This is a genomic window from Streptomyces sp. NPDC001848 (assembly GCF_042891915.1).
In the GTDB taxonomy this organism is placed as follows: Bacteria; Actinomycetota; Actinomycetes; order Streptomycetales; family Streptomycetaceae; genus Streptomyces.
Genome location: NZ_JBIATP010000008.1, coordinates 283253 through 309180, shown reverse-complemented (window position 1 = coordinate 309180; position 25928 = coordinate 283253). Strand labels below are relative to the sequence as shown.

Here is a 25928-nt window from a genome sequence, read left to right as displayed (position 1 = left end):
TCCGCGGACACGGCCCGCACCAGAGGACTCTTAGTCCATCTTGGGAGCGCTCGCTGGATGAATCCTCCACCACGGGCCACGCCACCCGATGGCCTTCCACCCTGTTCTGGGACAGACAGGAAATCTGTAACCTGAGGTGGAGGTCTGGTCGTCGGACCGAGGAGTCGAGGATGGTCCTCTCCATCGACGATGCCGATGCCGCCCTGTACACCATCGGCCAGGTCGCCGAGATGCTGGGCGTCCAGCCCGCCTTCCTGCGGCGGCTGGACGCCCATGGCATCGTGGTCCCGGCCCGCTCCGCGGGCGGCCAGCGCCGCTACTCCCGGCGGGAGATCGACCGGGTCGCCGAGGTGATGGACCTGGTCGCGGAAGGGGTGACCCTCGCCGGGGTGCGGCGCGTGCTGACGCTGCGCGAGCGGGTAGGGGTCCTGGAGGAGCACCTGGCCGCCGCGCGCGCCGGGACCGCACCGCCCGAGGCACGGCGCCGGGCGGACGGTCACCCGGACGAACGGCCTGGAGCCGCCTCCGGCTGAGGATGGGCGTCGGCCGACAGCAGCGGCGCGTCGTGCCGCTCCGGGCGGTGGCTGCCGTCCCCGGGCACCGGGCTGCGCGGCGCTTCGTGGCCGCCGGGCAGGGGTACCGGGCGGCGCGCCACCAGACGGCCGACCCAACGGCGGCCGCAGTGCACGCACGGCGGCGCACCCTCCAGCGTGTACGGGGAGGGCACGGGGGTGTTGTCGCGGTAGAAGTACTCCCACTCGTCCCCGTGGCCGTCCACGGACCGCTGGACGTCGTAGTCGACGCTCCACCGGTGCCAGCAGGAGCCACAGGTGAACTCGACACGTTCGACGGCCAGTTCGGTGATCACACACACCACCTCCGGTCGGTCGGGAGCGGGCGGACGCCCAGGCGGTGCCCCCGGGCACCGCCTGCCCGCGGTCGCCCGCCGCGCCCGGTGTCTGTCGCGGGTGATGACATCGGGGGCGGGACGCTCGGCCCGGACGGTCAGGACGTTGCGTTCCACGTTCACGTCGATGGACTCCGGATCGACGCCCGGCGGATCGAAGCGGACGATGAAAGAACCCTCGTTCCGGTAGCGGGAACCACTCGCCCCGGGCTCCGGGAGCCCGGAGTGCCTACGGACACTCCTATACCGCGCCCGGCCAGTCTTGACAAGAGGGGACTCAAGTTTTATTCAGACTAGTGAGGAAGTCAGGTGCAAAACCGCAGCCCGGAGGGGCAGCCGCCGGGCCGCTCGCACTCGGCGAGGAGGTGGGACGGTGGACATGCGGAGGGCCACCGGTGCCGCGCCGGACCCCTACGACGTCCTCGGGGTGGACCCCTCGGCCTCGGCCGAGCGGATCACCTCCGCGTACCGGCGACTGGTGCGCCGACTGCACCCCGACACCCGGTCGGAGGAGGTGACCGAGGAGGCGCTCGCGCGGGTCCTCGCCGCCTACGAGACGCTCCGCGACCCCGCCGCACGCGCGGCCCTCGACCGTCGGCGCGGTGCCGGCTCCGCCGCCGCTCCGGCGCCGGTGCGCCGTGACACGGTCGTCGTGCCGACCGGCACATGGCGGATCCCTGACCCCACGCCGCTGCTGCGCGCGGGCTCGGTCCGGGTGCGACGGACCCTCTGACCCGCTGGAGGAAAACGGACGACGAGGAGGGAAGCCTCATGGCACGTCCGGTCGGTATCGACCTCGGCACCACGAACTCGGTGGTCTCGGTCCTCGAGGGCGGCGAGCCCACCGTCATCACCAACACCGAGGGCGCCCGGACCACGCCTTCGGTCGTGGCCTTCGCCAAGAACGGCGAGGTGCTGGTCGGCGAGGTCGCCAAGCGGCAGGCGGTGACCAACGTCGAGCGCACCGCGCGCTCCGTCAAGCGCCACATGGGCGACCAGAGCTGGCGCTTCCCGGAGAGCGGCACCATCGACGGCAAGCAGTACCGGGCCCAGGAGATCTCCGCGCGCGTCCTGCAGAAGCTGAAGCGGGATGCGGAGGCCTACCTCGGTGAGGACGTCACCGACGCGGTGATCACCGTGCCGGCGTACTTCGACGACGCTCAGCGGCAGGCCACCAAGGAGGCCGGCGAGATCGCGGGGCTGAACGTCCTGCGGATCATCAACGAGCCGACGGCGGCCGCGCTGGCGTACGGACTCGACAAGGAGAACGACCAGACGGTCCTCGTCTTCGACCTCGGTGGCGGCACCTTCGACGTGTCCCTGCTGGAGATGGGCGAGGGCGTGATCGAGGTGAAGGCCACCAACGGCGACACCCACCTGGGCGGTGACGACTGGGACCAACGGATCGTCGACCACCTGGTCAAGCAGTTCAAGAACGCGTACGGCGTCGACCTGGCCAAGGACAAGATGGCGGTGCAGCGGCTGCGGGAGGCCGCGGAGAAGGCCAAGATCGAGCTGTCGAGTTCCTCCGAGACGACCATCAACCTGCCCTATATCACCGCGTCTTCGGAAGGCCCGCTGCACCTGGACGAGAAGCTGACGCGCGCCCAGCTCCAGCAGCTCACCGCCGATCTGCTGGACCGCTGCAAGGGGCCTTTCCACCAGGCGATCAAGGACGCGGGGATCAAGCTGTCCGACATCGACCACGTGATCCTGGTGGGCGGTTCCACCCGGATGCCCGCCGTGACCGACCTGGTCCGGGAACTGACCGGCAAGGAGCCGCACAAGGGCGTCAACCCGGACGAGGTCGTGGCCGTCGGCGCGTCGCTGCAGGCGGGTGTGCTCAAGGGTGAGGTCAAGGACGTCCTGCTCCTCGACGTCACCCCGCTGTCCCTCGGTATCGAGACCAAGGGCGGCATCATGACCAAGCTGATCGAGCGCAACACCACGATCCCGACGAAGCGTTCGGAGATCTTCACGACGGCGGAGGACAACCAGCCGTCCGTGCAGATCCAGGTCTTCCAGGGCGAGCGCGAGATCGCGGCGTACAACAAGAAGCTCGGCATGTTCGAGCTGACCGGTCTGCCGCCGGCTCCGCGCGGAGTGCCGCAGATCGAGGTGTCCTTCGACATCGACGCCAACGGCATCATGCACGTCACGGCGAAGGACCTCGGCACCGGCAAGGAACAGAAGATGACCGTCACCGGCGGCTCCGCCCTGCCGAAGGACGACATCGACCGCATGGTCCGCGAGGCCGAGCAGCACGCCGAGGAGGACCGCAAGCGGCGTGAGGCGGCCGAGACCCGCAACCAGGGCGAGCAACTCGTCTACCAGACGGAGAAGCTCATCGCCGACAACGCGGACAGGATCCCCGCCGACGCGAGGAGCGAGACGGAGAGTGCCATCGCCGAACTGAAGGAGCAGCTCAAGGGCGAGAACACCGCCGCGATCCGGCAGGCCGTCGACAAGGCCGCCGCCGCGGCCCAGAAGATCGGCAGCGCCATGTACGAGAAGGCGCGCGCACAGGGCGGCGACGCGGCCTCCGAGCAGGGTGCGGCGGGCAGCGGAGCCAAGGCCGACGAGGAGGTCGTGGACGCCGAGATCGTGGATGACGACGACACGTCCCGGGCGGGCTGACCATGGACCGGAGCCGCACGCAGAGCACGGAGCTGCGACGTCTGCTCGACGAGCGCACCGCCGACCTGCAGCGGGTGAAGGCCGAGTACGACAACTACCGCAAGCAGGTGCGGCGCGACCGCATGGCGGTGCGCGAGATCGCCGCCGAGAACGTCCTGCGCGCGCTGCTGCCCGTGCTGGACGCGGTCGAGGCCGCCCGCAGACAGGAGGCGATGACGCCGGGTCTCAAAGCCGTCGCGGAGGTCCTCGAGACCCAGCTGGGCTCGGTGGGCCTGTTGGCGTTCGGGGAGGAGGGCGAACCTTTCGACCCGGAGTGGCACGAGGCGGTCACGCATGTGGTCGCCCCGGACGCCGACCGCCTGACCTGCACGGAGATCCTGACCCCCGGCTACCGGGTCGGCGACCGCCTGTTGCGCCCGGCCCGTGTGACCGTCACGGGACCGCCTCCGTCCGGCGCGGCCCGGGTCGACGTGAGCAGCGCACAGGAGCGGGCCGGCAGCGAACGGGGCGGTCCGGCCGCAGGGTGACAGGGAAGTCCATGGGGGAGTGGGCCGGCCCCTGCGGGGTTCGGCCCACTCCGCTTCTGTCGGACGGACGGAAGACAGCGCTTGCCCGAGCCACTAAGCGGAATGTTTCAGGCCGATTGCCGAGGTGGGGGAATCCGGCCATCCGACCGATTCCAGCGGCCCCCAACCGCTCAGTTCCAGGCCCCGAGCGTTCGATTTCTGTGACATCACGCCACTGCTTCAACACTCAAAGTTACTGAAATGTGAGGGGTCGATGTGAGTTTCGTGTCCGGAGTCGGCAGACTCGCGCACGCCGAACCGGCACCCGACCGGACGGCTCCGGCACACGCTCCGTCGGAGCTGTGCCGTCGACCCGACCCGAGCGGAAGGATGCACACAATGCCGAACACCGCGCGCTGGGCAGCGACCCTCACCCTGACGGCCACCGCCGTCTGCGGTCCCCTCACGGGGTCCGCGCTCGCCGCCCCGACCGCCGCCCCCGCGACCCTCTACGCCCCGTCGGCGCTCGTGCTGACCGTGGGCCACGGTCAGCAGGCCGCCACCGCGACCCCTGAGCGCGCCGTCACCCTGAACTGCGCCCCGGCCGCCTCCGGCAGCCATCCGGACGCCACCGACGCCTGCGCCCAACTCCGCGCCGTCGGCGGCGACTTCGATGCCCTGCCGTACCAGCAGGGCGTCATGTGTACCAAGCTGTACAACCCGGTGGTCGTCACCGTCCAGGGCGTCTGGCAGGGCAAGCGCGTCGACTACCAGCGCACCTTCGCCAACGAGTGCATGAAGGACTCGTACGGGAACCCCGTGTTCGCCTTCTGAGACCGGGGATCGCGCGGACTGCCGCGAGTATGGATCCAAGGCTCGTGACTGGGGAGTGCGAGCCCTGTCGCGGCACGCCACGCGATCCCCTGCCGGGGGCCGGCCGGACAGAGTGGGGCTGCCGGCCGGCCCCCGGAATCACTCGGGCGTGACCGCCCAGCGCCCCACCTCCCGGTAGGCGGAGTCGTATACGGCCGACTCGTCTCCGGGCTTCATCTCGTAGTGCTTCAGGTTCCCGCCCCAGTACCGCAGGATCCGCCCCAGCTCCTCGGCGGCAGTCCCGTCCCAGCCGTTCTCGCCCATGTCGACCTCGAGGACGAACTTCACGCGGGCGCCTCCCTTTCATGGTGACGATGTGGGCCTGCGGTCATCGTTCCACCCAAGTGGCCGGAACGGCTCGGCTATTTCACGCTCACCTCGCACCCGAACCTGCGGTCGTGCCCCACCACCCGCTTCTCGCCCGTCAGCGTCAGCTCGACGGTGTGGCGGGTGTCCGTGCTGGACGCGGCCAGATCGACGAACAGGGGGCCCGGCTCCAGGATCCGTGAGCCGTCGGGGCCCGTGTACGCGGCCACGTCGGCCGGGACCGTGACGTGGACCATCGCGGACTCCCGCGGCCGCAGGGGCACCCGCGCGTAGCCGATCAGCCGCGTCACCGGACGCGCCACCCGGGCAACCGGGGTGCGGAGATAGATCTGCACGACCTCGGTGCCGGCCCAATCCCCGGTGTTGCGGACCGTGAGCCGCAGCGACGTCTCGCCGTCCGTGGCCGGAGCCGGGTCGTCGACCTGCGGTGCCCCCCAGTCGAACCGCGTGTACGACAGCCCGTGCCCGAACGGGAACAACGGTGTCGGGTCGATGGAGCTCGCCCCGCTCACCAGTCCCAGAGGCGGGGTGAGATACGTCCACGGCTGCCCGCCGGGGTCCCGCGGCACGCTCACCGGCAGCCGCCCGGACGGATTGACCCGGCCGGACAGCACCCCCGCGACGGCCCGGCCGCCCTCCTGGCCGGGGAAGAACGCCTGCACCACGGCGGCGAGCCGGTCGGCCCAGTGCCCCAGCGCGTAGGGCCGTCCCGTCAGCAGGACCAGAATCACCGGAGTCCCGGTCTCCAGCAGAGAGTCCAGCAACTCGCCCTGGCCCTCCGGCAGTTGCAGGTCCGGAGCGTCACAGCCCTCCCCGGAGGTGCCGCGTCCGAACAGCCCCGAGCGGTCCCCGACCACCGCGATGCACAGATCCGCCCCGGCGGGGTCGTCGACGAACCGGGCGCCCGGGAACTCGGCCGCCAGCGCCTCCCGTACGGTCGGCACCGTCACCCCCATCGGCACGTCCGGGTGTTCCACGCCCACGTGGCGCGGGAAGGCGTAGCAGCCCATCATTCCGGCAGGGTCGTCGGCGAGCGGGCCCACCAGGGCGATCCGCCCCCCGTCAGCGAGCGGCAGCACACCGTCCGCGTTCGCGAGCAGCACCACCGACTCCTCGGCGACCCGCGCCGCCAACTCCCGCAGCCGCGGCGGGTCCAGGTCGAGCACCGGTGGCGGCTGCGGCTCCCAGTCCGGGTCCAGCAGCCCGAGTTCGCACTTCTGGGTCAGCACCCGCTGCACGGCCCGGTCGACCACCGGCTCGGAGGCCTCACCGGATCGGACCGCCTCGAGCAGAGGGGCGCCGAAGCAGCGTACGGCGGGCAGTTCCACGTCGACGCCCGCGGCCAGGGCCAGGGCGGCGGCCCCGCCCGCGGAGTCGGCCACGTGGTGGTTGGACTCGAGGAAGGACACGCCGAAGTAGTCGGAGACGACCGTGCCCTCGAACCCCCATGCCTCCCGCAGCAGTTCGGTCAGCAGCGGGGTGTGGGCGTGGGCGGGCAGCCCGTCCAGGTCGTTGTAGGCGGGCATCACCGACCGTGCCCCGCCGTCGCGCACCGCCATCTCGAACGGCGGCAGGATCACGTCCGCCAGTTCCCGCGGACCGATCGACACGGGCGCGTGGTTGCGGGCGCCGCGTGACGCGGAGTAGGCCGCGAAGTGCTTCAGCGTGGCGATGATCCCGGCCGACTGCAGCCCGCGCACATACGCCGTGCCGATGGTTCCGACCAGGTAGGGGTCCTCGCCGATCGACTCCTCGGTACGGCCCCAGCGCGGGTCGCGCACCACGTCCAGCACGGGCGCGAGTCCCTGGTGGACGCCGGCCTCGCGCATGCCGTCACCGATGCCGGCCGCCATCTCCGCGATGAGCGCCGGATCGAAGGACGCACCCCACGCCAGCGGCGTGGGGAAGACGGTGGCGCGCCAGGCGGTGAACCCGGTCAGGCACTCCTCGTGGGCCAGGGCGGGGATGCCGAAGCGGTTCGCTGCCGCGACCCTGCGCTGGAAGTCCGCCAGACGCGCGGCCCCCTCGGGCGGGTCCACCGGAGCGGTGCCGAACGGGCGGGTCAGCTGGCCGAGTCCATGGCGGAGCAGGGCATCGAGGTCGACGTCCTCGGACACCTCGTGCTGGAGGGGCGCCACGTCCTCGCCGCCGGCGGAGGAGCCGGGCCAGACGCTGTACAGCTGGGCGAGTCTCTCCTCCAGGGTCATCCGGGTCAGCAGATCGGCCGCGCGTACGGGGGCGGGCAGCGTCGTGTCCTGCCAGGGCTGGACCATGGAACTCCTTGATCCCAGGGGGTTTCCGGAATTCGTCAGAAACTCTCGGACGGATGTGCTCGGAAGTTACGGGGCGGCGCAGAGGCTGTCAACGGCCCTGGGAGCGCTTCCGATGCGCTGAGAATTCGCGGCGTACAGGGGGTTGCCACCCTTCAGGGGCTGTCTCTAGGGTGCGGCAGCAGCCCCATTTCCGGAGCATTTCGGAAACTTTTCAGTCCTGGCTGTTGTGATCACCTCGTCGGACGGATGTGGACGTTCCGTCCCGAACCCCAAGGAGCTCATGATGGGCGACCCGGCTCTGTCCCGCCGCGGCTTCCTGGCCGCCTCCGCCGCCGGTCTCGGAATGACGGCACTGAGCGCCTGCGGAGGTGGCGGCTCGGACGGAGGATCGTCGGGGACGACCACGATCGAGTGGTGGAACATCACCACCACGGAGCCCGCGAAGAGCGTCTGGGCCTCCCTCGCCCGGCAGTTCGAGGCGCAGAACCCCAAGGTGAAGATCAAGATAGTCGCGCTGGAGAACGAGGCGTACAAGTCCAAGATGACCGCGCTGACCGCCTCCGGGAAGCTGCCGGACATCTTCCACACCTGGGGAGGCGGCGTCCTCAAACAGCAGGTCGACGCCGGGCTCGTCGAGGACCTCACCGACAGCACCAAGGCCTGGAGCGGCTCGCTGCTGTCGGTGGCGCGGCAGCCGTACCTGCTGGACGACAAGGTGTACGGCATCCCGTTCGACATGGGGATGATCGGCTTCTGGTACAACAAGCGACTTTTCAAGCAGGCGGGCGTCGACGCGCCCCCGACCACGTGGAGCGCCTTCCTCGACGCGGTGCGCAAGCTGAAGTCCGCCGGCATCACCCCCATCGCCCTGGCGGGCAAGGAGAAGTGGCCCGGCATGTACTACTGGGCCTACCTGGCCATGCGCACCGCCGGCATCGACGCGCTCCAGAAGGCCAGTGACAACAAGGACTTCACCGGAGCCGGGTTCGTGGAGGCCGGACGGCATCTGAAGGACCTGGTCCAACTCCAGCCGTTCCAGAACGGTTTCCTCGGCGCCGCCTACTCCACCCCCACCGGCCAGGCAGCCGCCGTCGGCAACGGCAAGGCGGCCATGGAGCTGATGGGCCAGTGGGCGCCCCAGACGGAGAAGAGCGAGGGCAAGGGCATCGGCAAGGACCTCGGTTTCTTCCCCTTCCCCACGGTCGAGGGCGGCACGGGCTCCCTCACCGAGGTGTTCGGCGGAGGCGGCGGCCACGCCGTGCGCAAGGGCGCCCCGCAGGCGGCCGTCGACTTCCTGAAGTTCTTCGCCTCCGCCGCCACCGACCGTACCCTCGTCACCAAGACCGGTACCATCCCGGTGGTCACCGCGGCCGATGACGCCCTGGCCGACCCCAACCTCAAAGCCGTCAACCAGCAGTTGAAGAGCGCCACCGGCTTCCAGCTCTACCTCGACCAGGCGTACGCGCCCGCCGTCGGCCAGGAGGTCAACGACAGCGTCGCCGCCCTCATCGCCGGCTCCACGTCGCCCGAGCAGGTCACGCAGTCGATCACCAAGGTCGCGAAGGAAGAGCAGTAACCGGCGATGACCTCCACCTTCCTCCCGGACGAACGCTCCGGCCCCGGTGTCATCGCCCCGCCCCCGACCGCCTCCGCGGCCCGCGGGCGGACCCGGCGACGCGCGCTGCACTGGCTCACCGCGGTCTCCTTCCAGCTGCCCGCCCTCGTGCTGTTCGGCCTGCTGGTGCTGCTGCCGCTGCTGTTCGCCGTCTACGCCGCGTTCTTCCGCTGGGGCGGCTTCGGCATGCCCTCCGACTACGCTGGCGTGGACAACTTCACCCGCCTCTTCCAGGACCCGGTGTTCCTCGGTGACCTGTGGCGCTGCCTGGTCCTCGTCGTCCTGTCGCTCGCGCTGCAACTGCCGTTCGCGCTCGCCATGGCCGTCCTGCTCAACCAGCGGCTGCGCGGCCGGGCCGTCTACCGGATGCTGTTCTTCGCCCCCTACGTGCTGTCCGAGGCCATCACCGGCGTGCTGTTCAGCATGCTCTTCGCCCCCGACGACGGCCTCGCCGACCATCTGCTCAGCGACATCGGCCTCGGCAGCCTCGGCGGGAAGTGGTTCTCCGACCCCTCCACCGTCATGGCGACCCTGTTCCTCGTCATGATGTGGAAGTACTTCGGCTTCCACATGATGCTCTACCTGGCCGGACTGCAGGCCATCCCGGCCGAGTTGACCGAGGCGGCCCTGATCGACGGCGCGGGTCCCTGGCAGCGGTTCCGCAGCGTCACCCTGCCGCTGCTCGCCCCCACCCTGCGCATCAGCGCGTTTCTGTCGGTCATCGGCTCCATCCAGCTCTTCGACCTGGTGTGGGTGGTCACCACGGGCGGCCCCGACCACCACTCGGAGACCATGGCCGTGACCATGTTCCAGTACGGCTTCAAGCGCTACCAGGTCGGCTACGCCAGCGCGATCAGCGTGGTCATGTTCGCCATCAGCCTGGTCTTCGCCCTCGCCTACCAGCGGTTCGTACTGCGCCGCGACCTGGAAGGAGCCACCACCACGATGCGAGGAGGCGGCGCATGACGCTCACCAGGACCGGCCGTCCCACCACCCGGCCGCCGCGCAAGGGCGCCACCCGGACGCGCACCCTGCCGGTGCACGCCGTGCTGGTCGTCGTAGGCGCGGTGATGGCCGTTCCCGTGCTGTACGCGCTGCTGTCCGGCTTCAAGTCCACCGACCAGCTCTCCCGCAACCCGATCGGACTGCCCGCCCCCTGGGTGACGTCCAACTACACCGGCATCCTCGGCTCCGGCTCGTTCTGGCGGATGGTCGGCAGCAGCACGTTCATCGCGGTGGCGACGACCGTCCTCGTCGTCGCGGTCTCCGCGCTCGCCGCCTTCTCCTTCGCCCGGTTCGCCTTCCGCGGCCGGGAGGTGCTGTTCACCCTGTTCACCGTGGGGCTGATGTTCCCCTTCGCGGTGGCGGTCCTGCCGCTGTTCCTGCTGCTGCGCTCCATGGACCTGCTGGACAACCCGCTCGGCGTGATCCTGCCGCAGGCCGCGTTCGGGCTGCCGGTGACGATCGTCATCCTGCGCGGCTTCTTCCGCCAGATCCCCGGCGAACTGGAGGAGGCGGCCACCCTCGACGGCTGCGGTCCGTTCGGCTTCTTCTGGCGGGTGCTGCTGCCCATGGCGCGGCCCGCGCTCGGCACCGTCTCCGTCCTCGCCGTGGTCGGCAGCTGGAACAACTTCCTGCTGCCGCTGCTCGTCTTCAACGAACCGACCTGGTGGACCATCCCGGTCGGCGTCCAGCAGTTCCAGGGCCAGTACGCCTCGGACACGGCGCGCGTCTTCGCCTACCTCGTGCTGGCCATGGTCCCCGCCCTCGCCTTCTACGCGGTCGCCGAACGCCAGCTCGTCGGCGGACTCACCACGGGCGCCACCAAGGGATGACCCACTCTTCCCGCGAACGTACGGCTCAAGCACACACCTGACTGTGAGGAGTCGCACCATGCGCATCACCACCCCGTCCCGCACCCGGCTCAGACTGGCCGGCGCCCTCGCGGCCCTCCTGGTGGGCGCGGGCCTCGCCACCGGCCCGGCGGCCCAGGCCAAGGAAAAACCGCCGACCCTGGCCGAACTCGCCCAGCGTCACGGCCGCTACTTCGGCAGTGCGACGGACAACCCCGAACTGACCGACAGCGCCTACACCGCGCTCCTCGGCAGCGAGTTCGACATGATCACCCCCGGCAACGGCATGAAGTGGTACGCCACCGAGCCCGAGCAGGGCGTCTTCGACTGGACCAAGGGCGACGAGATCGTGAACCTCGCCCGGAAGAACCACCAGAGGGTCCGCGCCCACACCCTGGTCTGGCACAGCCAACTGCCCGACTGGCTCACCTCGCGCACGTGGACGCCCGACGAACTGCGCGCCGTGCTGAAGAAGCACATCACCACCGAGGTACGCCACTACCGCGGCAAGGTCTACTCCTGGGACGTCGTCAACGAGGCGTTCAACGAGGACGGCACCTACCGCGAGACCCTCTGGTACCAGACGCTCGGCCCCGGCTACATCGCCGACGCGCTGCGCTGGGCCCACCAGGCCGACCCACACGCCAAGCTGTACCTCAACGACTACAACATCGAGGGCATCGGCCCGAAGAGCGACGCCTACCACCGACTCGCCCAAAACCTCAAGGTGCAGGGCGTCCCACTGGACGGCATCGGCTTCCAGACCCACCTCGCCCTGCAGTACGGCTATCCGTCCACACTCGAGGACAACCTGCGCCGCTTCTCGCGCCTCGGCCTCGACACCGCGCTCACCGAGGTCGACGTCCGCATGCAACTGCCCGCGACCGACGAGAAACTGGCCGAGCAGGCGACCTGGTACCAGGACCTGACGAAGGCGTGCCTCACGGTGCGGCGGTGCGTCGGGATCACGGTGTGGGACTACACGGACAGGTACTCGTGGATCCCGGCGGTCTTCCCCGGCGAGGGCGCCGCCCTGCCGTGGGACGAGCAACTGCGGCCGAAGCCGGCGTACTTCGCACTGCGCGAGGCGCTGAGCGAGAAGTAGGGGCGCCCCCGCGTCGTGGCCCGGCGGTCTCGGCCCCGGAGTCCTGGCCCGGTCGGCGCCCGCCGACGCGGCCCCGGGGCGCGCGAAGGGTGAGCCCGTCGTTCGTGTCCGTACTCGCTGAGCCCGCGCCGGAGCTCAGCGAGTGCCGACAGCGTCCCGATCCGGGGGCCTGCCTTCAGTGGGTGTGACGCTCCCGGTCAGCCTTCGGCGTGGGCGCGCGGCAGCGCAACGTCGGTTTCCTGCCAGCATGTACACATGCGTCGGGCCAGCATGGGCACATGACCAGGTACACCGTGCTCCCCATCGACACAGCCGCCCTCAAGGAACTGCGGGTTGCCGACGACGCAGGCCGTCCCTGCGCCCCGTACATCGCGACGCGCGACGACGCGGGCTCCCCGCTGCGCTGCTGCCTGCGTCCCCTCACGATCGGCGAGCGGATCGCCCTGGTTTCCTACGCCCCGTTGCGACGCTGGGCCGCCGCGAGGGGGGTACGTCCGGGCGCGTACGACGAACAGGGGCCCGTCTTCATCCACGCCGATGACTGCGGCGGGTTCGCTCCCGGCGAGACCTACCCCTTCGATCGGCCGGGCGCCCTGCGTACCGTGCGCCGCTACGACGCCCGGGGCCATATCACCGGTGGACGCCTGCTGGAGATTCCTGCCGACGCCACAGCCGGCTTCGACGCAGCCTTCGACGATGCGTTCAGCGACCCGGACGTGGTGCTCGTGCACGTCCGGGCACTGGAGTACGGATGCTTCCAGTTCGAGGTGCGACGGCCCTGCGGTGAGGAGCGGTAGCGGCCATGCCACCTGAGTGACGGTGGTCACCCGGCCTCTCCCTCAGCTCTCCTTGCGCGGCGGCGCGGTGCTGGCTCGCACCACCAGCTCCGTGCCCAGCTCCACCCGCAGTGAGTCCGGCTGCTCGTCCCGGGCCAGCCGCAGCACCGTACGCACGGCCAGCTTGCCCATCTCCGCCAGCGGCTGGCGCACGGTGGTCAGCGGCGGAGCCGACCAGCGGACTTCCGGAAGGTCGTCGAAACCCACCACGCTCATGTCCTCCGGCACCCGCAGCCCACGCCGCCGCAGCGCCTCGATCACGCCCAGCGCCATCTGGTCGCTCGCCGCGAAGACGGCGGTCGGTGGCTCCGACAGGTTCAGGAGGGTGTTGCAGCCGGTGAAGCCGGACTCGTGGTAGAAGTCCCCGGGCACGATGAGCGACTCGTCCACGGCGATCCCGGCGCCCTCCAGCGCCGCCCGGTAGCCGTCCAGCCGGGCCCGCGAGCACAGCAGCCGGGGCGGACCCGCCACCAGGCCGATCCGGCGGTGCCCGAGGCCCAGCAGATGCTCGGTGGCCGCCATGCCGCCCGACCAGTTGGCCGCGCCGATGGTGGGCGCGTCCAGCGCGGGCGAGCCCGCCGGGTCGACGACCACGATGGGCACCCCCAGGATGCGCAGCTCCGCGTGCAGGACCGGTTCGAGCACCGAGGTGACGAGGATGACCCCGTCGGAGGTCCGCGCCCGCAGGTTCTGCATCCACTCCCGGGCGTCGCCGGAGCGCCCGTGGATCGCCGACACCACCGTGCCCATCCCGGCGGCGTGGGCGACCTCCTCGACCCCCCGGATGATCTCGACGGCCCAGGGGCTGTCCAGGTCGTTGAAGACCAGGTCGAGCAGGGCGGCACGGGTCCCGGCCGCCGAGGCGCGCTTGCGGTAGCCGTGCCGACGCAGCAGGTCCTCGACCCGGGCGCGGGTGCCCGGGGCCACGTCGGAGCGGCCGTTGACGACCCGGGACACGGTGGGCACCGAGACCCCCGCCTGCCGGGCGATCTCCGTGATCGTGACCTTGCCGCGCTCCTCGTGTGCCTCCTCGGCGCCGGCCTCGTGCGCTGCCACTTGCCCCACCTCCGTTGCTCCGGGACGCCCTCTCGAAACTTTGCAGAAGTCTTCCGGAAGAACGGCGGCCGTGTGAAGCCGTGCGCGGGACGTCCTGCGGGCCCGAGCTTACGCAGGGCGGGTTCGAAACCCCGACCGAGGCCGGTGGAGGATCCTTCGGCGCGTGCGGGGCCCCCTCGATCGGGCCACGGGAAGGGGGCCCCTACGATGGGGGCCGACGGACGAGGCAATGGAGCCGAGGACGACACACCGACAGAAGGCAGGACATGTCCACCACGCCCTCGTGCCTCCTCACCGCCTCGGAGCTCCCGGGCGAGCCCCTCGACATCCGGCTCGTCGTCACCGACATGGACGGCACGCTCCTCGACGGCGGCGGGCGTCTCCCCGAAGGGCTGTGGCCCCTCCTCGCCGAACTGCGCCGACGCGATGTGCTGTTCAGCCCGGCCAGCGGACGCCAGTACGCCACCCTCGCCCGGCAGTTCGCCGAGGCCGGCGACGGCATGGTGTTCGTCGCGGAGAACGGCACCTACGTCGTGCGCGACGGTGTGGAGCTCAGCTCCGACCCCCTGGACCCCACGGTGGCCGCCCGCGTCGTCGCGACCACCCGGCGGCTGGTGGCCGACGGCGTGGACGTCGGTGCTGTCCTGTGCGGAAAGAAGTCCGCCTACGTCGAGCGCACCGACGAGGCCTTCCTGACCGAGGTGAGGCGGTACTACGCCCTGCTGCGCACTGTCGACGACCTCACCACCGTCGACGACGAGTTCCTCAAGGTGGCCCTCTACGACTTCGGGCCCGTGGCACGGACCACCGCCCCCGCCCTGGAACCCCTCACCTCCACCCACCAGGTCGTCGTCTCGAGCGACCACTGGGTCGACATCATGAACCGCACCGCCAACAAGGGCGCCGCCCTGCGCAGGCTCCAGAGCGATCTCGGCATCACACCCGCGCAGACGCTGGCCTTCGGCGACTACCACAACGACCTGGAGATGCTCGACGCCGCCGAGTGGTCCTTCGCCATGACCAACGCCCACCCCGACGTGCGGCGGCGGGCCCGCTACCTGGCGCCGCCCAACACCGAGAACGGCGTCCTGCGTACCATCACCCGCCTGCTGCACCTGCCCACGAGTTGACGCTCACAGATCGTTCACCAGCACAGCCGCCCCGTCGAAACGGCCCGCCTTCAGATCGCCGAGGGCCTGCTGCGCCTCCGAGAGCGGGTACGGGTGCGTGGTCGCCCGTACGCCGTACCGGGCGGCGAGATCCAGGAACTCCCGGCCGTTGTCGCGCGTGTTCGAGGTGACGCTGCGCAACTCCTTCTCGTAGAACAGCTCGCTCTCGTAGCGCAGCGCAGGGACGTCGCTCAGGTGGATGCCGGCGACCGCCAGCACCCCGCCCCGGTCCAGCGCCCGCAGCGCCACCGGCACGAGATCACCGACCGGGGCGAACAGGATCGCGCCGTCCAGCGGCTCCGGCGGCAGGTCGTGGGCACCGCCCACCGACGCGCACCCAAGACCCAGCGCGAGCCGCCGCGAGGCCTCGTCCCGGGTCAGCACATGCACCGTGGCCCCCTGCGCCAGCGCCACCTGCGCACACAGATGCGCGCTTCCGCCGAACCCGTACAGCCCGAGGCGCCCACCTGGCGGCAGCGACGTCCGCAGCAGCGCCCGGTAGCCGATGATGCCCGCACACAGCAGCGGTGCCGACGCGACATCGTCCACCTCCTTCGGCAGCCGGTAGGCGAAGGCCGCCGGCACGGTGGTGTACTCGGCGTAGCCGCCGTCGGCGTCCCAGCCGGTGTACTCGGAGCCCGGGCACAGGTTCTCGGCGCCGCGCACGCAGTACCGGCACGTGCCGTCCGTACGGCGCAGCCACGCCACGCCCACCCGGTCGCCGCTCGCCCACCCGCTCACGCCCCCGCCGACCCCGGTCACCACGCCCACCACCTCGTGCCCGGGCGTCACCTCCGGCCGGCGCGCCGGCAGGTCACCCTCGGCCACGTGCAGATCCGTACGGCACACACCGCAGGCCCGCACGTGCACCAGCAGCTCATCGGGGCCCGGCACCGGGACCGGCCGCTCCACGAAGGCGAGCGGCTCCCGCTCGACGGGCCCCGGCCGGTCCACCACCCATGCGCGCATCACGTGCCCCGTCCCGTCCACGACTGCCTGCTTCCAGTGTCGCCACGCCGGCGGTCCGGCGCGCGTCACAGGCCCTGCGCGACAGGGGCCGGGCGGGACCGTCGGGGCGCCGGGCCCGGCGGCTTCCACGGCCGCGACCCTGCCGGGACGGCAGCCGTCGGAGGGGGTCCCGGCCCGGGACCTGGGCGGTGGCCGGCGCGTGGCATGATCAGGGGCATGCCTGAACGTGTTGTGGCCGCCTGCGACGGGGCTTCGAAGGGAAACCCGGGACCCGCCGGATGGGCCTGGGTCGTCGCCGACGACGACGAGATCCCGAGCCGCTGGGAGGCCGGCCCACTGGGCACCGCGACCAACAACGTCGCCGAACTCACCGCGCTGGAACGGCTGTTGAGCGCGGTCGACCCGGGGATCGCGCTGGAGATCCGCATGGACTCCCAGTACGCGATGAAGGCGGTCACCACCTGGCTGCCCGGCTGGAAGCGAAAGGGTTGGAAGACGGCCGCAGGCAAGCCCGTCGCCAACCAGGCACTGGTCGTCCGCATCGACGAGCTGCTCGCCGGCCGCGAGGTGGAGTTCCGCTACGTGCCCGCCCACCAGGTCGGCGGCGACCGCCTCAACGACTTCGCGGACCGCGCCGCCAGCCAGGCGGCCACCGTGCAGAAACCGGCGGGCAGCGCCCTTGGCTCCCCGGAGCCGCCGCCGTCGCCGGAGCCGGCCGGCGCCGCCCCGGCCCGCCGTGGCGCGCCCGCGCGGAAGCGGACCACCACGCGCACGATCAAGGCGAAGTTCCCGGGCCGCTGCGTCTGCGGCCGTCCGTACGCGGCGGGAGAGCCCATCGCCAAGAACGCCCAGGGATGGGGCCACCCGGAGTGCCGTACGGCCGGCGACACCTGAGGTGACATTCCGGGACATCCGGGCGCCGTTGTGTGCCGGGCGGTAGGTTCCTGAGCCATGAACGGGAACAGCCGTCTGCCGCGTGAGCTGCGGGAACTGATCGAGTCCGGTCCCATGGCGCATCTGAGCACCATCAACCCGGACGGGAGCCCTCAGGTGACCGTCATCTGGATCGGGCTGGACGGTGACGACGTCGTCAGCGGCCATATGGCGCGGCATGTGAAGCTGCGCAACATCGAGCGGGACCCGCGGGTCGTGCTGTCCTTCGACGCCCCACGGGTGCCCGGCGCCTTCCTGAACGAATACGCCGTGCTGCGGGCGCGGGCCGCGGTGCAGCCGAGCGACGGCGCCTGGGACCTGCTCAACCGCCTGGCCAAGGTCTACATGGCCCCGGACGCCGAGTTCCCGGCACCGAAGGGGCCCGGCCACATCGTGCGCTACACGATCGAGCGCGTCGGCGGCGTCGGGCCCTGGGCGCAGGCCTCGCGCTGAAAGGGCCTCCGCGCCCGAGTCCTCAGTCGGTGTCGAACGTGTAGTACGGCCTGTGGTCCAGCAGATCGGCGGGGCGCACGTCGTTCCACGGCCTCATCGGCTCCTGAAGGTCGACGACGTCCGGCGTGCCGCCCGTGGGAAGGTAGCCGGAGTCGGGGTGGCGGCGCTGCCACTCGGACCACAGCTTGTCGACATAGGCGTGGTGCAGCCAGAAGACCGGGTCGTTGGGGGAGACCCCGGTGGCCATCTGACCGCCCACCCACACATGGACACGGTTGTGCAGGTTCACGCCCCGCCACCCCTCGAGATGGTTGCGGAAACCGTCCGAGGCGCTGTTCCAGGGCGCCATGTCGTACGTCGGTACCGCGAGCACGGAGTCGACCTCGGCCCGGGTGGGCAGGTCGCGTCCGCCGCCGCCCAGCGAGCGCCGCAGAAACGTGCGGCCGTCCACACGCACCGTGATCGGCCAGTTCCCGGCGGACGCGGCGAACGGCCCGTCCATCACCCGCCCGTCCAGCGCGCGCCCGGTGCCGCCGAGGAAGTCCGGTGCCCACAGCGAGGAGCGCGGCGAGCGGTCGGCGGTCCAGTCCCAGTACGGCAGGGCGACCGAGGAGTCGACGGACTTGAGGGCCTGTTCGAACTCGATCAGGAATCTGCGGTGCCAGGGCAGGAACGACGGCGAGCGGTGCCCCGTCCGTTCCCCTGTGTCGGTGTCGCCCATGATGAAGGCGTTGTGGGTGGTGACGAAGGCGTCGTAGCGGCCACTGTGCTTGAGTTCCAGGAGCGCGGCGACCAGCCGACGCTTCTCGTCGGCCGTGAGGGTCGCCTGGTTCTTGCGTACGGTCATGTGCGGCAGGCTCCGAGGGTTCGGGGTGCGGGCGGTCAGGTGAGGGGGACGAGCGGGGCTCCCCGCAGTTCCACGACGGCCGCGCGGGCGGCGGCACGCGGGCTCGGCACCGGGTCGTAGTGGCTGACCACGCTGATCCAGCTGCCGTCCGCGTTGCGCATCACGTGCAACGCGACTCCGTCGATGAACACGCCGTATCCCGCACCGTGGTGGTGCCCGCCGGCCAGGGGGCGGCCCTGTATCCGGCGGCCCAGATAGACCTCGTCGAAGGCTTCCGGTGCGCTCTTGCCGTGGCCGTGGCCGTGGCCGTGGCCGTGGTCGTGGCCGTGGCCGTGGTCGTGGCCGTGGCCGTGGCCGTGGTCGTGGCCGTGGTCGTGTCCGTGGCTGTGTGCCGGTGCTGCGGCCGACGGGACGGGCAGGCCGGCGGTGACGGTGGCGGCGGCGCCGGCCGCAAGGGCGCGGCGGCGGGTGAGTCGGGGCATACGAGTCCTCCGGGTCAAAGGGGGTTGGTGTGTCGCGTCCTGCCTATCCGCCGGCGGACGCGTCCCGGAAATCGCCGGAAGGTGGTTGGCTACGATCAGGACAATTGGCGTCATGTCCTACAAAGTTGAACCAAGATGATCTTGTTGTTCCGGCCGCCGTGGGAGCGCCGGAACAGAAAATTCCGCCCTCTCCGGAGGGTCTCGAAGTGGATCTTTCTCTCGTCGCGTCCGTCCCGTGGCCCGGCTCACGGCTCACATGTGACGTGAACAGCCGCCCGCGGTCGGGTCGTTGAGGCACTGGGTGACGTCGTCGGAAGGCAATGCCTTTTGGTGAATGGCCATTCACCCGCTACGGTGAATGGCCATTCACCACAATTCCGTCGGTCGACCCACTGGAGTGCGCATGGTCCCCATACCCGCCGGACCGGCCGGGCGGCCGGGAGTGCGCGACCGTCTGACGGTCCCCGTACTGGCCTTCGGCGGCATCCTCATGGCCGTCATGCAGACCGTCGTCGTCCCCCTGCTGCCCGACCTGCCCCGGCTCACCGGCGCCTCCCCGGGCACCGTCTCCTGGATGGTCACCGCCACCCTGGTGTCCGGTGCGGTGCTCACCCCGGTGCTCGGGCGGGCCGGGGACATGTACGGCAAGCGACGCGTGCTGGTGACCGCACTCGCGCTGATGACGCTGGGCTCGGTGCTCTGCGCGCTCTCGTCCGACATCGGCGTGCTCATCACGGCACGGGCCCTGCAGGGCGCGGCCGCCGCGGTCGTCCCGCTGTCGATCAGCATCCTGCGCGACGAACTGCCGCCCGAGCGCACCGGATCCGCGGTCGCCCTCATGAGTTCCACCGTCGGCATCGGCGCGGCCCTCGGCCTGCCGCTGGCCGCGCTCGTCATCCAGTACGTCAACTGGCACGCCATGTTCTGGGTGACCACCGTCCTCGGCGCCGCCGGTCTCACCCTCGCCCGGTGGGCGGTGCGCGAGTCGCCCGTACGCGCCCCAGGACGCTTCGACGTCCTCGGCGCGCTGGGCCTCGCCGCCGGACTGGTCTGTCTGCTGCTGGCCGTGTCGCAGGGCGGCCAGTGGGGATGGGCGAGCGCGCGGATCCTGGGCCTGTTCACGGGCAGCGTGCTGATCCTGGCGCTGTGGTGCCTGCAACAACTGCGCGCCGAACGCCCCCTCGTCGACCTGCGGCTGGCCGCCCGCCCCCGGGTCGCCCTGCCACACCTCACGGCCCTGCTGGTCGGCTTCGGCTTCTACGCCAACTCGCTCGTGACGGCACAGCTCGTCCAGGCCCCGAAGGCCACCGGCTACGGGCTCGGCCTGTCCATCGTGGGCGGCGGCCTGTGTCTGCTGCCCAGCGGAGTGATCATGCTGCTGTTCTCCCCGGTCTCCGCCCGCATCTCGGCGGCCCGGGGACCCCGGATCACCCTCGCCGTCGGCGCGGCCGTGCTGACCCTCGGATACGCCGTGCGCATCGCGGACAGCCGCGACCTGTGGATGATCATTGTGGGCGCGTCCATCGTGGCCACCGGCACGACCCTCGCCTACTCGGCGCTGCCCACCCTCATCCTGCGCGCAGTGCCGGCCGGGCAGACCGCCTCCGCGAACGGCGTCAACGTACTGATGCGCACCATCGGCCAGGCCACCTGCAGCGCCTGTGTCGCCGCCGTCCTGGTCCACCACACCAGCCTGGTGGCCGGCGCCCCCGTCCCCACGCTGCACGGCTATCTGCTGGCGTTCGCGATGGCGGGTACGGTCGCCCTCGTGGCATGTGCCACCGCCCTCGCCATCCCGGGCGACCGTACCCCGGGCGGCACCCGCGGGCGCAGCACACCGGCCCCCGACACCGCGCTGGAAGGAGCCTGAGGACCGTGACCACGTCACCGCCCACCGCCCCCGCCCGCCGCGACGCCGAGACCACCAAGGCGGCCATCCTGCGCGCCGCCCGCCATCTGCTGGCCCGGCACGCGCACGCGGACATCACGCTCAGGGCGGTCGCGGACCGAGCCGGGGTCAGCCCGCCGCTGATCCTCAAGTACTTCGGCACCAAGGACGCGCTCTTCTCCCAGGTGATGTCCTTCGAGGCGGACGCGGCCGCCCTGCTGGACGCACCGCTCGCGGACCTCGGCCGGCACATGGTCCGCCATGTGCTGCTCGGCCAGACGCGCCAGGGCGCCGACCCGCTCCTGCGCATCGTCTTCGCGCCCCTGCACGGCGAACAGGGCGACATCCTGCGCGCCAACTTCCGCACCCAGGTCGGCGACCGCCTCGCCGCGCGCCTGAGCGGTCCCGACGCGGGCCTGCGCGCCGAGCTCGCGGTGAGCGCGCTGCTGGGCCTCGGCGTGATGTTCGGCATCGCGCGCGGCGCCCACCTGCGCGCGGCGGACCTCGACGACATCACCGACCGCTGGGCACCGGCCGTGCAGGCGCAACTGACTCCGTGATCCCGGTCAGCCCACCCCGGCGGGCCGGAACTGGATGCTGATCCGGGGCCCGGACGCCCGGGTGCTCTTCGGGATCGAGTGCTCCCACGTCCGCTGGCAGGAGCCGCCCATCACGATCAGGTCCCCGTGCCCGAGCGGATGCCGGACGGCGTGCCCGCCGCCGCGCGGCCGCAGTGCCAGATCGCGGGGCGCGCCCACGGACAGGATGGCGACCATGGTGTCCTCGCGTGCGCCTCGGCCGATGCGGTCGCCGTGCCAGGCGACGCTGTCGCGGCCGTCCCGGTAGAAGCAGAGACCGGCCGTCACGAACGGTTCACCGAGCTCCGTCGCGTAGTGCGCGGACAGGGCGTCGCGCGCCTCCTCCAGGACGGGGTGCGGCAGCGGCTCCCCGGCGTGGTAGAAGGCCAGCAGCCGCGGCACGTCCACCGTGTGGTCGTACATGTGCCGCCGCTCGGCGCGCCAGGGCACCTCTGCGGCCAGCTGCACGAACAGCGCGTCGGCCCCGCTGAGCCAGCCCGGCAGCACATCGATCCACGCCCCGGCGCCCAGATGGGTCCGCCGCAGCCCGTCGAGCGGGCCGAGCCGGATGTCGTCGGTCTGGTCGAACAGCGAGCCCTGGAGGTGCGTGGCCATACGGGCAGCGTACTCCGCTTATTCGAATATCTGTTCAGTCCTGCCCCCGCGGTGCGATGTCGATCACATCCGCCCTGTGGCGCGGCTGTGTGGGCAACCGTGACGCGCCCGTCCGGCATCTCTCCCTGCGACGCACGGTCATCGGGCGGTCGCTCAAACGCGAGCATTCGTAAAGAGATCGCCTTGAAGTTCGGAAAAGGGATCTTTCCGGCTTTACATGTACATGGCGAATGCGTGAGGGTGGCGCACCGGGGCCCGACCAGCCCCCACGGCGCCCAACGGCGCCGTGCCTGCGGGCGGTTGGCGACCCGGCCGCCCCCGTACGAAGGAACCATGTGCGTAGACCCCACATACGCAGGCTGGCCGTCGCCGTCACCGTGACGACGGCGGCCACACTCCCGGCCGTCCCGGCGCTCGCCGACGCCCGCGCCGTCGCGGCGGCCACGGCCTTCTCGCCGGTCGACGCGGCCCGGGCCGCCGCGTTCACGCACGCCTCCGCCACCGGTGTCACCCGGGGGGACACCCTGCTGGCGAAGGACGTCATGACCGACCCGGACGGCAAGCAGCACGTCCGGTTCGTCCGCACCCACCAGGGCCTGCCCGTCCTCGGCGGCGACCTCGTCGTCCACCTCGACAAGCGGGGCGGGTATCTCGGCGTGACGCGCGCCGTCGACCACGCTGTCGTACCCGCCACCACACGGGCCGAGCTGACAGCCTCTCAGGCCGAGCAGAAGGCGGCAGCCGCCGCGCAGGGCGATGCGGGCACCGCCGAACTCGTCGTGGACGCCCGCGACGGCGGCACCGCCCTCGCCTATCGGGTGCATGTCACCGACAGCCGCACGGTGGAGGCGGGCGGCGCCCGCACGGTCGTCGTGGACGCGCTGACCGGCCGGATCCGCAGCGACACGCCCGACAGCGACGAGTTCATCTCGCCGTCCCTCGCGCAGACCCTGCGCAGGCGGGGCGAGTCGGCGACCCCGCAGACCGACGGGCCCGCCGCTCTCCCGGGCCTCGCGGCGACGGGATCGGCAGCCGCCCGCTACCCGTCCACCGCGAACGGCACCGGCGCCTCCCTCTTCGTCGGGACGGTGCCGCTGACCACCACCCGGACCGCCCGCACCGGCTACCTGCTGAAGGACCCCACCCGCTGGGGCACCGAGACCCGGGACGCCGAGGGCCGGGCGCTGGAGACCTTCTCGCGCGGCACCGCGTTCACCAGCACCACCAACAAGTGGGGCAACGGAACCACGTCCAACCGGGCCACCGCGGCGGTCGACGCCCAGTACGGCATCACCAAGACGCTGGACTTCTACAAGAAGACCTTCGGCCGCAAGGGCATCGGGAACAACAGCGCGGGTGCCCGTGCGATGGTCCACTTCGGCAACAAGGTCGGCAACGCCTTCTGGGACTCCACCTGCGGCTGCATGCTGTACGGCGACGGGGACGGTGACCTGTTCAAGAAGCCGCTCGTCGTCCTCGACGTCACCGGCCACGAACTGACCCACGGCGTCGTCGACGCCACCGCCGGCCTGGAGCCGACCCGGGTGGGCGAGGACGGCACCCAGTACGGAGAGCCCGGCGCGCTCAACGAGTCGCTCGCGGACATCTTCGGGAGCGGGGTGGAGTTCGCCGCCGACAACCCGAAGAACCCCCCGAACTACCTGATGGGCGAGAAGCTCGGACTGCGGCAGAAGTTCCTGCGCCGCCTCGACCACCCGTCCCTGGACAAGCTGGAGGGCACGGTCGACTACTGGTCGGTGGCGGCGTACGACACCGAGGTGCACGCCGGATCGGGTGTCTCCTCGCACGCCTTCTACCTGCTCGCCGAGGGCAGCGGGAGGAAGACCATCGGTGGTGTGGCGTACGACTCGCCGACCTACGACGGCTCGCGGGTGACCGGTGTCGGTCGGGGCAAGGCGCTGGCGATCTTCTACCGGGCGCTGACCCGGTACATGGTCTCCACGACGGACTTCCACGACGCGCGCACCGCGACGCTGAAGGCGGCCGCCGACATGTACGGCACGACCAGCACCGAGTACAGGGCGGTCGACAAGGCTTGGGCCGCGGTCAACGTGACGGCCGCCAACGCCCCGTCGCCGGCCGGACGCTGACCGGCAGGGCCCCGCTCGCCTCTCCGAGCGGGGCCCTTCCCGTCAGTGCTCCTTCTGCGGAGTCTGCTCACTGGGCCGTACGACGACGTACCCCTCGCCCTCGAGCTTCAGCTGCACCGCCTCACCCGAACCGCCGCGCAGCATCGAGCCGATGGACTGCGACCGGTGCAGCGAGGTGTGCAGCCGGGCCGTCCACCCCACCACCGCGTCGGTGTCGACGAACACCGGCAGCCCGGGCGAGACGGGTATCACCAGCGGATTGCCCTCGCAGACCAGACCGAGCCTGCCATGCCCGGTGAACAAGCTGTTGAACAGCCCGCCGCCGGCGATCCCGGCGCCCTTCACGGTCTTGATCTGGTACGACAGGGTCGCGTCGAAGCAGAGCACGTTGCGCCCGTTCACGGTGAACTCGTCGCCCGGCTCGACCTCCGCGATGAAGCAGTTCTGCGCCTCGTGCGCGAACCAGGCCTCGCCCTGCCCCCGCACGGCCATCAGCGGCAGCCCCTCACCGGTGACCGCTCGCTTGAGCATCCCGCCCACGCCCTGGCCCTTGCGTTCGAAGGCGAGGTCCCCGCGGTAGGCGACCATCGAGCCCTGCCGTGCGAACATCTCGCCGCTGACGACGTACCGGATGGACTTGGCGTTCTGCAGGGACATGCCCGGGGCGGCGGCGGGCTGCACCATGTGGTCACTGGAAAAGAGATCACCCTTCATACGGGCATCCTGCCCCGGACGGCTCCCCTCCGCCAAGATCGCCGAAAGTCCTGGAACCGCAACAATTCATGTGCGGCCATGAGCAGTTCGGTGCTGATGAGTCGTTTCCTGACTGCTTCCTTACATGTTTCAGTCAATGTCGAACCATGATCACAGCACTACGTCTACCGGCGGCCGTGCTCGCCGTCTCCCTGCTGCCGGCCGGGTGCCAGTGGGGTGGCGGGGCGGCACAGGCGCGCGCGGCCGTCGTCGCCGACGGGGCCGAGGGCACGCCCGCACCCACGTCCTCTCCCGCGGCGACGCCGGACGCGCCTCGGGAACTTCCCGGCCTCGGGCCCACGACCCGCGCCGCGATACCTTCGAACGCCCGTCAGGTCTTGGTGGTGACCGGGAAGGCCCGGAACTCGCCCGATTCCGCCGTCGTGTTGTACGAGCGGACCGACTCCGGCTGGAAGGCCGGCCGGCAGTGGCCCGCGCACAACGCCCTCAGGGGCTGGACCGACCACCACATGTCCGGTGACCTGCACTCACCGATCGGCGTCTACACCCTCACCGACGCCGGAGGGCTGCTGCCCGACCCGGGCACCCGGCTGCCGTACGACCACTCCCAGGGCTTCACCGCCCTCGGCACCGGGTTCGAGGGCGAGTCCCTGGCCGGCGCCTTCGACTACGTCGTGGCCATCAACTACAACCGCAAGCCGGGCACCTCACCGCGCGACTGGACCCGCCCGCTCGGGGAGAGCCGGGGCGGGGGCATCTGGTTCCACGTCGACCACGGCGGTCCCACCCACGGCTGCGTCACGCTCGACGAGGCCGACATGAAGGCGCTGCTGCGGGCCCTGGACCCGGACCGGCACCCGGTGGTCGTGATGGGCGACGCCACGTCGCTGGCGCGCTGAACAGCCGCGCGACCGGGATCCGCATACCGTCCGCGCGAGCTGATGGCCCGCATCCGCATCCGCATCCGCTTGGCGCTCAGGCGCAGCGGACACCGGAGCGCCGAGGTCGGCGCCGGCTCGGTCTTCACCCTCGGGGTGCCTGCGACGCCCGCACCCGAGGACGTCCGGCACACCCGTGCCGCCCCGGACACGCCACTTCGGCGTGTCCGGGGCGGGTGCCACGCCGCTGTTGGCGCCACGCCGCCGTGCGGTGGCTTCTCCGGTTCGACCGGTGATCGGCGA

26 protein-coding genes and 1 pseudogene are annotated in these 25928 nt (G+C 71.2%); 17 read left to right on the top strand and 10 right to left on the bottom strand.

Annotated elements, in window-relative coordinates; translation table 11 throughout:
- The first annotated feature begins 170 nt into the window (after window positions 1-170).
- A complete protein-coding gene (locus ACFYZJ_RS19050) occupies window positions 171-533 on the top strand; it encodes a MerR family transcriptional regulator (protein WP_388569264.1) in 363 nt (120 codons plus the stop codon).
- On the opposite strand, the gene ACFYZJ_RS19045 is transcribed toward ACFYZJ_RS19050, so the two are convergent.
- Window positions 497-868, bottom strand: a complete 372-nt coding sequence (locus ACFYZJ_RS19045; protein ID WP_388569261.1) for a hypothetical protein — start codon at window positions 866-868, stop codon at window positions 497-499. The two genes, ACFYZJ_RS19050 and ACFYZJ_RS19045, sit on opposite strands and share 37 nt — an antisense overlap.
- A gap of 108 nt (window positions 869-976) precedes the next feature.
- Window positions 977-1078 (bottom strand): annotated as a pseudogene (locus ACFYZJ_RS19040) (Hsp20 family protein); the annotation flags it as partial.
- Window positions 1079-1286: 208 nt separating this feature from the next.
- Between ACFYZJ_RS19040 and ACFYZJ_RS19035 the strand changes: the two are divergent.
- The 4 genes from ACFYZJ_RS19035 (at window position 1287) to ACFYZJ_RS19020 (ending at window position 4884) form a co-directional block, all read left to right on the top strand.
- Window positions 1287-1640 (top strand): J domain-containing protein, encoded by a 354-nt coding sequence (locus ACFYZJ_RS19035; protein ID WP_388569487.1) that lies wholly within the window; start codon window positions 1287-1289, stop codon window positions 1638-1640.
- Between the two features lie 38 nt (window positions 1641-1678).
- Entirely contained in the window at window positions 1679-3544 is a 1866-nt protein-coding gene (dnaK, locus tag ACFYZJ_RS19030; protein WP_388569259.1) for a molecular chaperone DnaK, read from the top strand.
- A gap of 2 nt (window positions 3545-3546) precedes the next feature.
- A complete protein-coding gene (gene grpE / locus ACFYZJ_RS19025; protein ID WP_388569257.1) occupies window positions 3547-4071 on the top strand; it encodes a nucleotide exchange factor GrpE in 525 nt (174 codons plus the stop codon).
- A gap of 378 nt (window positions 4072-4449) precedes the next feature.
- Window positions 4450-4884 carry a protease inhibitor gene (locus tag ACFYZJ_RS19020; RefSeq protein WP_388569255.1) on the top strand — a complete coding sequence of 145 codons (435 nt, stop codon included), beginning with the start codon at window positions 4450-4452 and terminating at the stop codon, window positions 4882-4884.
- Between the two features lie 138 nt (window positions 4885-5022).
- Here the strand turns inward: ACFYZJ_RS19020 and ACFYZJ_RS19015 are convergent, their stop codons facing one another.
- Together ACFYZJ_RS19015 and ACFYZJ_RS19010 are read right to left on the bottom strand one after the other, a co-directional pair.
- Window positions 5023-5211 carry a hypothetical protein gene (locus tag ACFYZJ_RS19015; protein WP_388569253.1) on the bottom strand — a complete coding sequence of 63 codons (189 nt, stop codon included), beginning with the start codon at window positions 5209-5211 and terminating at the stop codon, window positions 5023-5025.
- 74 nt (window positions 5212-5285) lie between these two features.
- Entirely contained in the window at window positions 5286-7523 is a 2238-nt protein-coding gene (locus ACFYZJ_RS19010; RefSeq protein ID WP_388569251.1) for a glycoside hydrolase family 3 N-terminal domain-containing protein, read from the bottom strand.
- Window positions 7524-7806: 283 nt separating this feature from the next.
- Here ACFYZJ_RS19010 and ACFYZJ_RS19005 point away from each other — a divergent pair, with 283 nt between their 5' ends.
- From ACFYZJ_RS19005 to ACFYZJ_RS18985, 5 genes are all read left to right on the top strand, one after another.
- The gene (locus ACFYZJ_RS19005; protein WP_388569485.1) at window positions 7807-9099 is read left to right on the top strand and encodes an extracellular solute-binding protein; all 1293 of its coding nucleotides are present in this window, start codon (window positions 7807-7809) and stop codon (window positions 9097-9099) included.
- Between the two features lie 6 nt (window positions 9100-9105).
- Window positions 9106-10104 (top strand): carbohydrate ABC transporter permease, encoded by a 999-nt coding sequence (locus tag ACFYZJ_RS19000; RefSeq protein ID WP_388569249.1) that lies wholly within the window; start codon window positions 9106-9108, stop codon window positions 10102-10104.
- Entirely contained in the window at window positions 10101-10973 is an 873-nt protein-coding gene (locus tag ACFYZJ_RS18995) for a carbohydrate ABC transporter permease (protein ID WP_388569246.1), read from the top strand. The genes ACFYZJ_RS19000 and ACFYZJ_RS18995 overlap by 4 nt, the downstream gene beginning before the upstream one ends.
- Window positions 10974-11031: 58 nt before the next feature.
- Entirely contained in the window at window positions 11032-12096 is a 1065-nt protein-coding gene (locus tag ACFYZJ_RS18990) for an endo-1,4-beta-xylanase (RefSeq protein WP_388569243.1), read from the top strand.
- A 278-nt stretch (window positions 12097-12374) separates the two neighbouring features.
- The gene (locus ACFYZJ_RS18985; protein ID WP_388569241.1) at window positions 12375-12893 is read left to right on the top strand and encodes a DUF1203 domain-containing protein; all 519 of its coding nucleotides are present in this window, start codon (window positions 12375-12377) and stop codon (window positions 12891-12893) included.
- 42 nt (window positions 12894-12935) lie between these two features.
- On the opposite strand, the gene ACFYZJ_RS18980 is transcribed toward ACFYZJ_RS18985, so the two are convergent.
- Window positions 12936-13988, bottom strand: a complete 1053-nt coding sequence (locus tag ACFYZJ_RS18980) for a LacI family DNA-binding transcriptional regulator (protein WP_388569239.1) — start codon at window positions 13986-13988, stop codon at window positions 12936-12938.
- Between the two features lie 266 nt (window positions 13989-14254).
- On the opposite strand from ACFYZJ_RS18980, the gene ACFYZJ_RS18975 reads away from it, so the two are divergent.
- Window positions 14255-15118 (top strand): Cof-type HAD-IIB family hydrolase, encoded by an 864-nt coding sequence (locus ACFYZJ_RS18975; RefSeq protein ID WP_388569237.1) that lies wholly within the window; start codon window positions 14255-14257, stop codon window positions 15116-15118.
- 3 nt (window positions 15119-15121) lie between these two features.
- Here ACFYZJ_RS18975 and ACFYZJ_RS18970 read toward each other — a convergent pair whose 3' ends face one another.
- Complete coding sequence (locus ACFYZJ_RS18970; RefSeq protein ID WP_388569482.1) at window positions 15122-16126, bottom strand: zinc-binding alcohol dehydrogenase family protein; 1005 nt, start codon at window positions 16124-16126, stop codon at window positions 15122-15124.
- Window positions 16127-16330: 204 nt separating this feature from the next.
- On the opposite strand from ACFYZJ_RS18970, the gene ACFYZJ_RS18965 reads away from it, so the two are divergent.
- Window positions 16331-17020 carry a ribonuclease H gene (locus tag ACFYZJ_RS18965; protein WP_388569235.1) on the top strand — a complete coding sequence of 230 codons (690 nt, stop codon included), beginning with the start codon at window positions 16331-16333 and terminating at the stop codon, window positions 17018-17020.
- 57 nt (window positions 17021-17077) lie between these two features.
- The gene (locus tag ACFYZJ_RS18960; RefSeq protein ID WP_388569233.1) at window positions 17078-17512 is read left to right on the top strand and encodes a PPOX class F420-dependent oxidoreductase; all 435 of its coding nucleotides are present in this window, start codon (window positions 17078-17080) and stop codon (window positions 17510-17512) included.
- Between the two features lie 22 nt (window positions 17513-17534).
- Here the strand turns inward: ACFYZJ_RS18960 and ACFYZJ_RS18955 are convergent, their stop codons facing one another.
- Window positions 17535-18359, bottom strand: a complete 825-nt coding sequence (locus ACFYZJ_RS18955) for a tyrosinase family protein (RefSeq protein WP_388569230.1) — start codon at window positions 18357-18359, stop codon at window positions 17535-17537.
- Between the two features lie 35 nt (window positions 18360-18394).
- Window positions 18395-18841: a tyrosinase family oxidase copper chaperone gene (locus ACFYZJ_RS18950; protein WP_388569228.1), complete on the bottom strand. Its 447-nt coding sequence runs from the start codon at window positions 18839-18841 to the stop codon at window positions 18395-18397.
- A 403-nt stretch (window positions 18842-19244) separates the two neighbouring features.
- On the opposite strand from ACFYZJ_RS18950, the gene ACFYZJ_RS18945 reads away from it, so the two are divergent.
- On the top strand, window positions 19245-20711 hold the full coding sequence (locus ACFYZJ_RS18945) for an MFS transporter (protein WP_388569226.1): 1467 nt from the start codon (window positions 19245-19247) through the stop codon (window positions 20709-20711).
- Window positions 20708-21289, top strand: a complete 582-nt coding sequence (locus ACFYZJ_RS18940; protein WP_388569480.1) for a TetR family transcriptional regulator — start codon at window positions 20708-20710, stop codon at window positions 21287-21289. Before ACFYZJ_RS18945 ends, ACFYZJ_RS18940 begins: the two co-directional genes overlap by 4 nt.
- A 6-nt stretch (window positions 21290-21295) precedes the next feature.
- Here ACFYZJ_RS18940 and ACFYZJ_RS18935 read toward each other — a convergent pair whose 3' ends face one another.
- The gene (locus tag ACFYZJ_RS18935) at window positions 21296-21922 is read right to left on the bottom strand and encodes an alpha-ketoglutarate-dependent dioxygenase AlkB (protein WP_388569224.1); all 627 of its coding nucleotides are present in this window, start codon (window positions 21920-21922) and stop codon (window positions 21296-21298) included.
- A gap of 335 nt (window positions 21923-22257) precedes the next feature.
- On the opposite strand from ACFYZJ_RS18935, the gene ACFYZJ_RS18930 reads away from it, so the two are divergent.
- Window positions 22258-24033, top strand: coding sequence for a M4 family metallopeptidase (locus ACFYZJ_RS18930; protein WP_388569222.1), 1776 nt, complete (start codon window positions 22258-22260; stop codon window positions 24031-24033).
- 42 nt (window positions 24034-24075) lie between these two features.
- Here the strand turns inward: ACFYZJ_RS18930 and ACFYZJ_RS18925 are convergent, their stop codons facing one another.
- Window positions 24076-24747: an AIM24 family protein gene (locus ACFYZJ_RS18925; RefSeq protein WP_388569220.1), complete on the bottom strand. Its 672-nt coding sequence runs from the start codon at window positions 24745-24747 to the stop codon at window positions 24076-24078.
- 146 nt (window positions 24748-24893) lie between these two features.
- Between ACFYZJ_RS18925 and ACFYZJ_RS18920 the strand changes: the two genes are divergently transcribed.
- The gene (locus ACFYZJ_RS18920) at window positions 24894-25646 is read left to right on the top strand and encodes a L,D-transpeptidase family protein (RefSeq protein ID WP_388569218.1); all 753 of its coding nucleotides are present in this window, start codon (window positions 24894-24896) and stop codon (window positions 25644-25646) included.
- Window positions 25647-25928 lie beyond the last annotated feature (282 nt).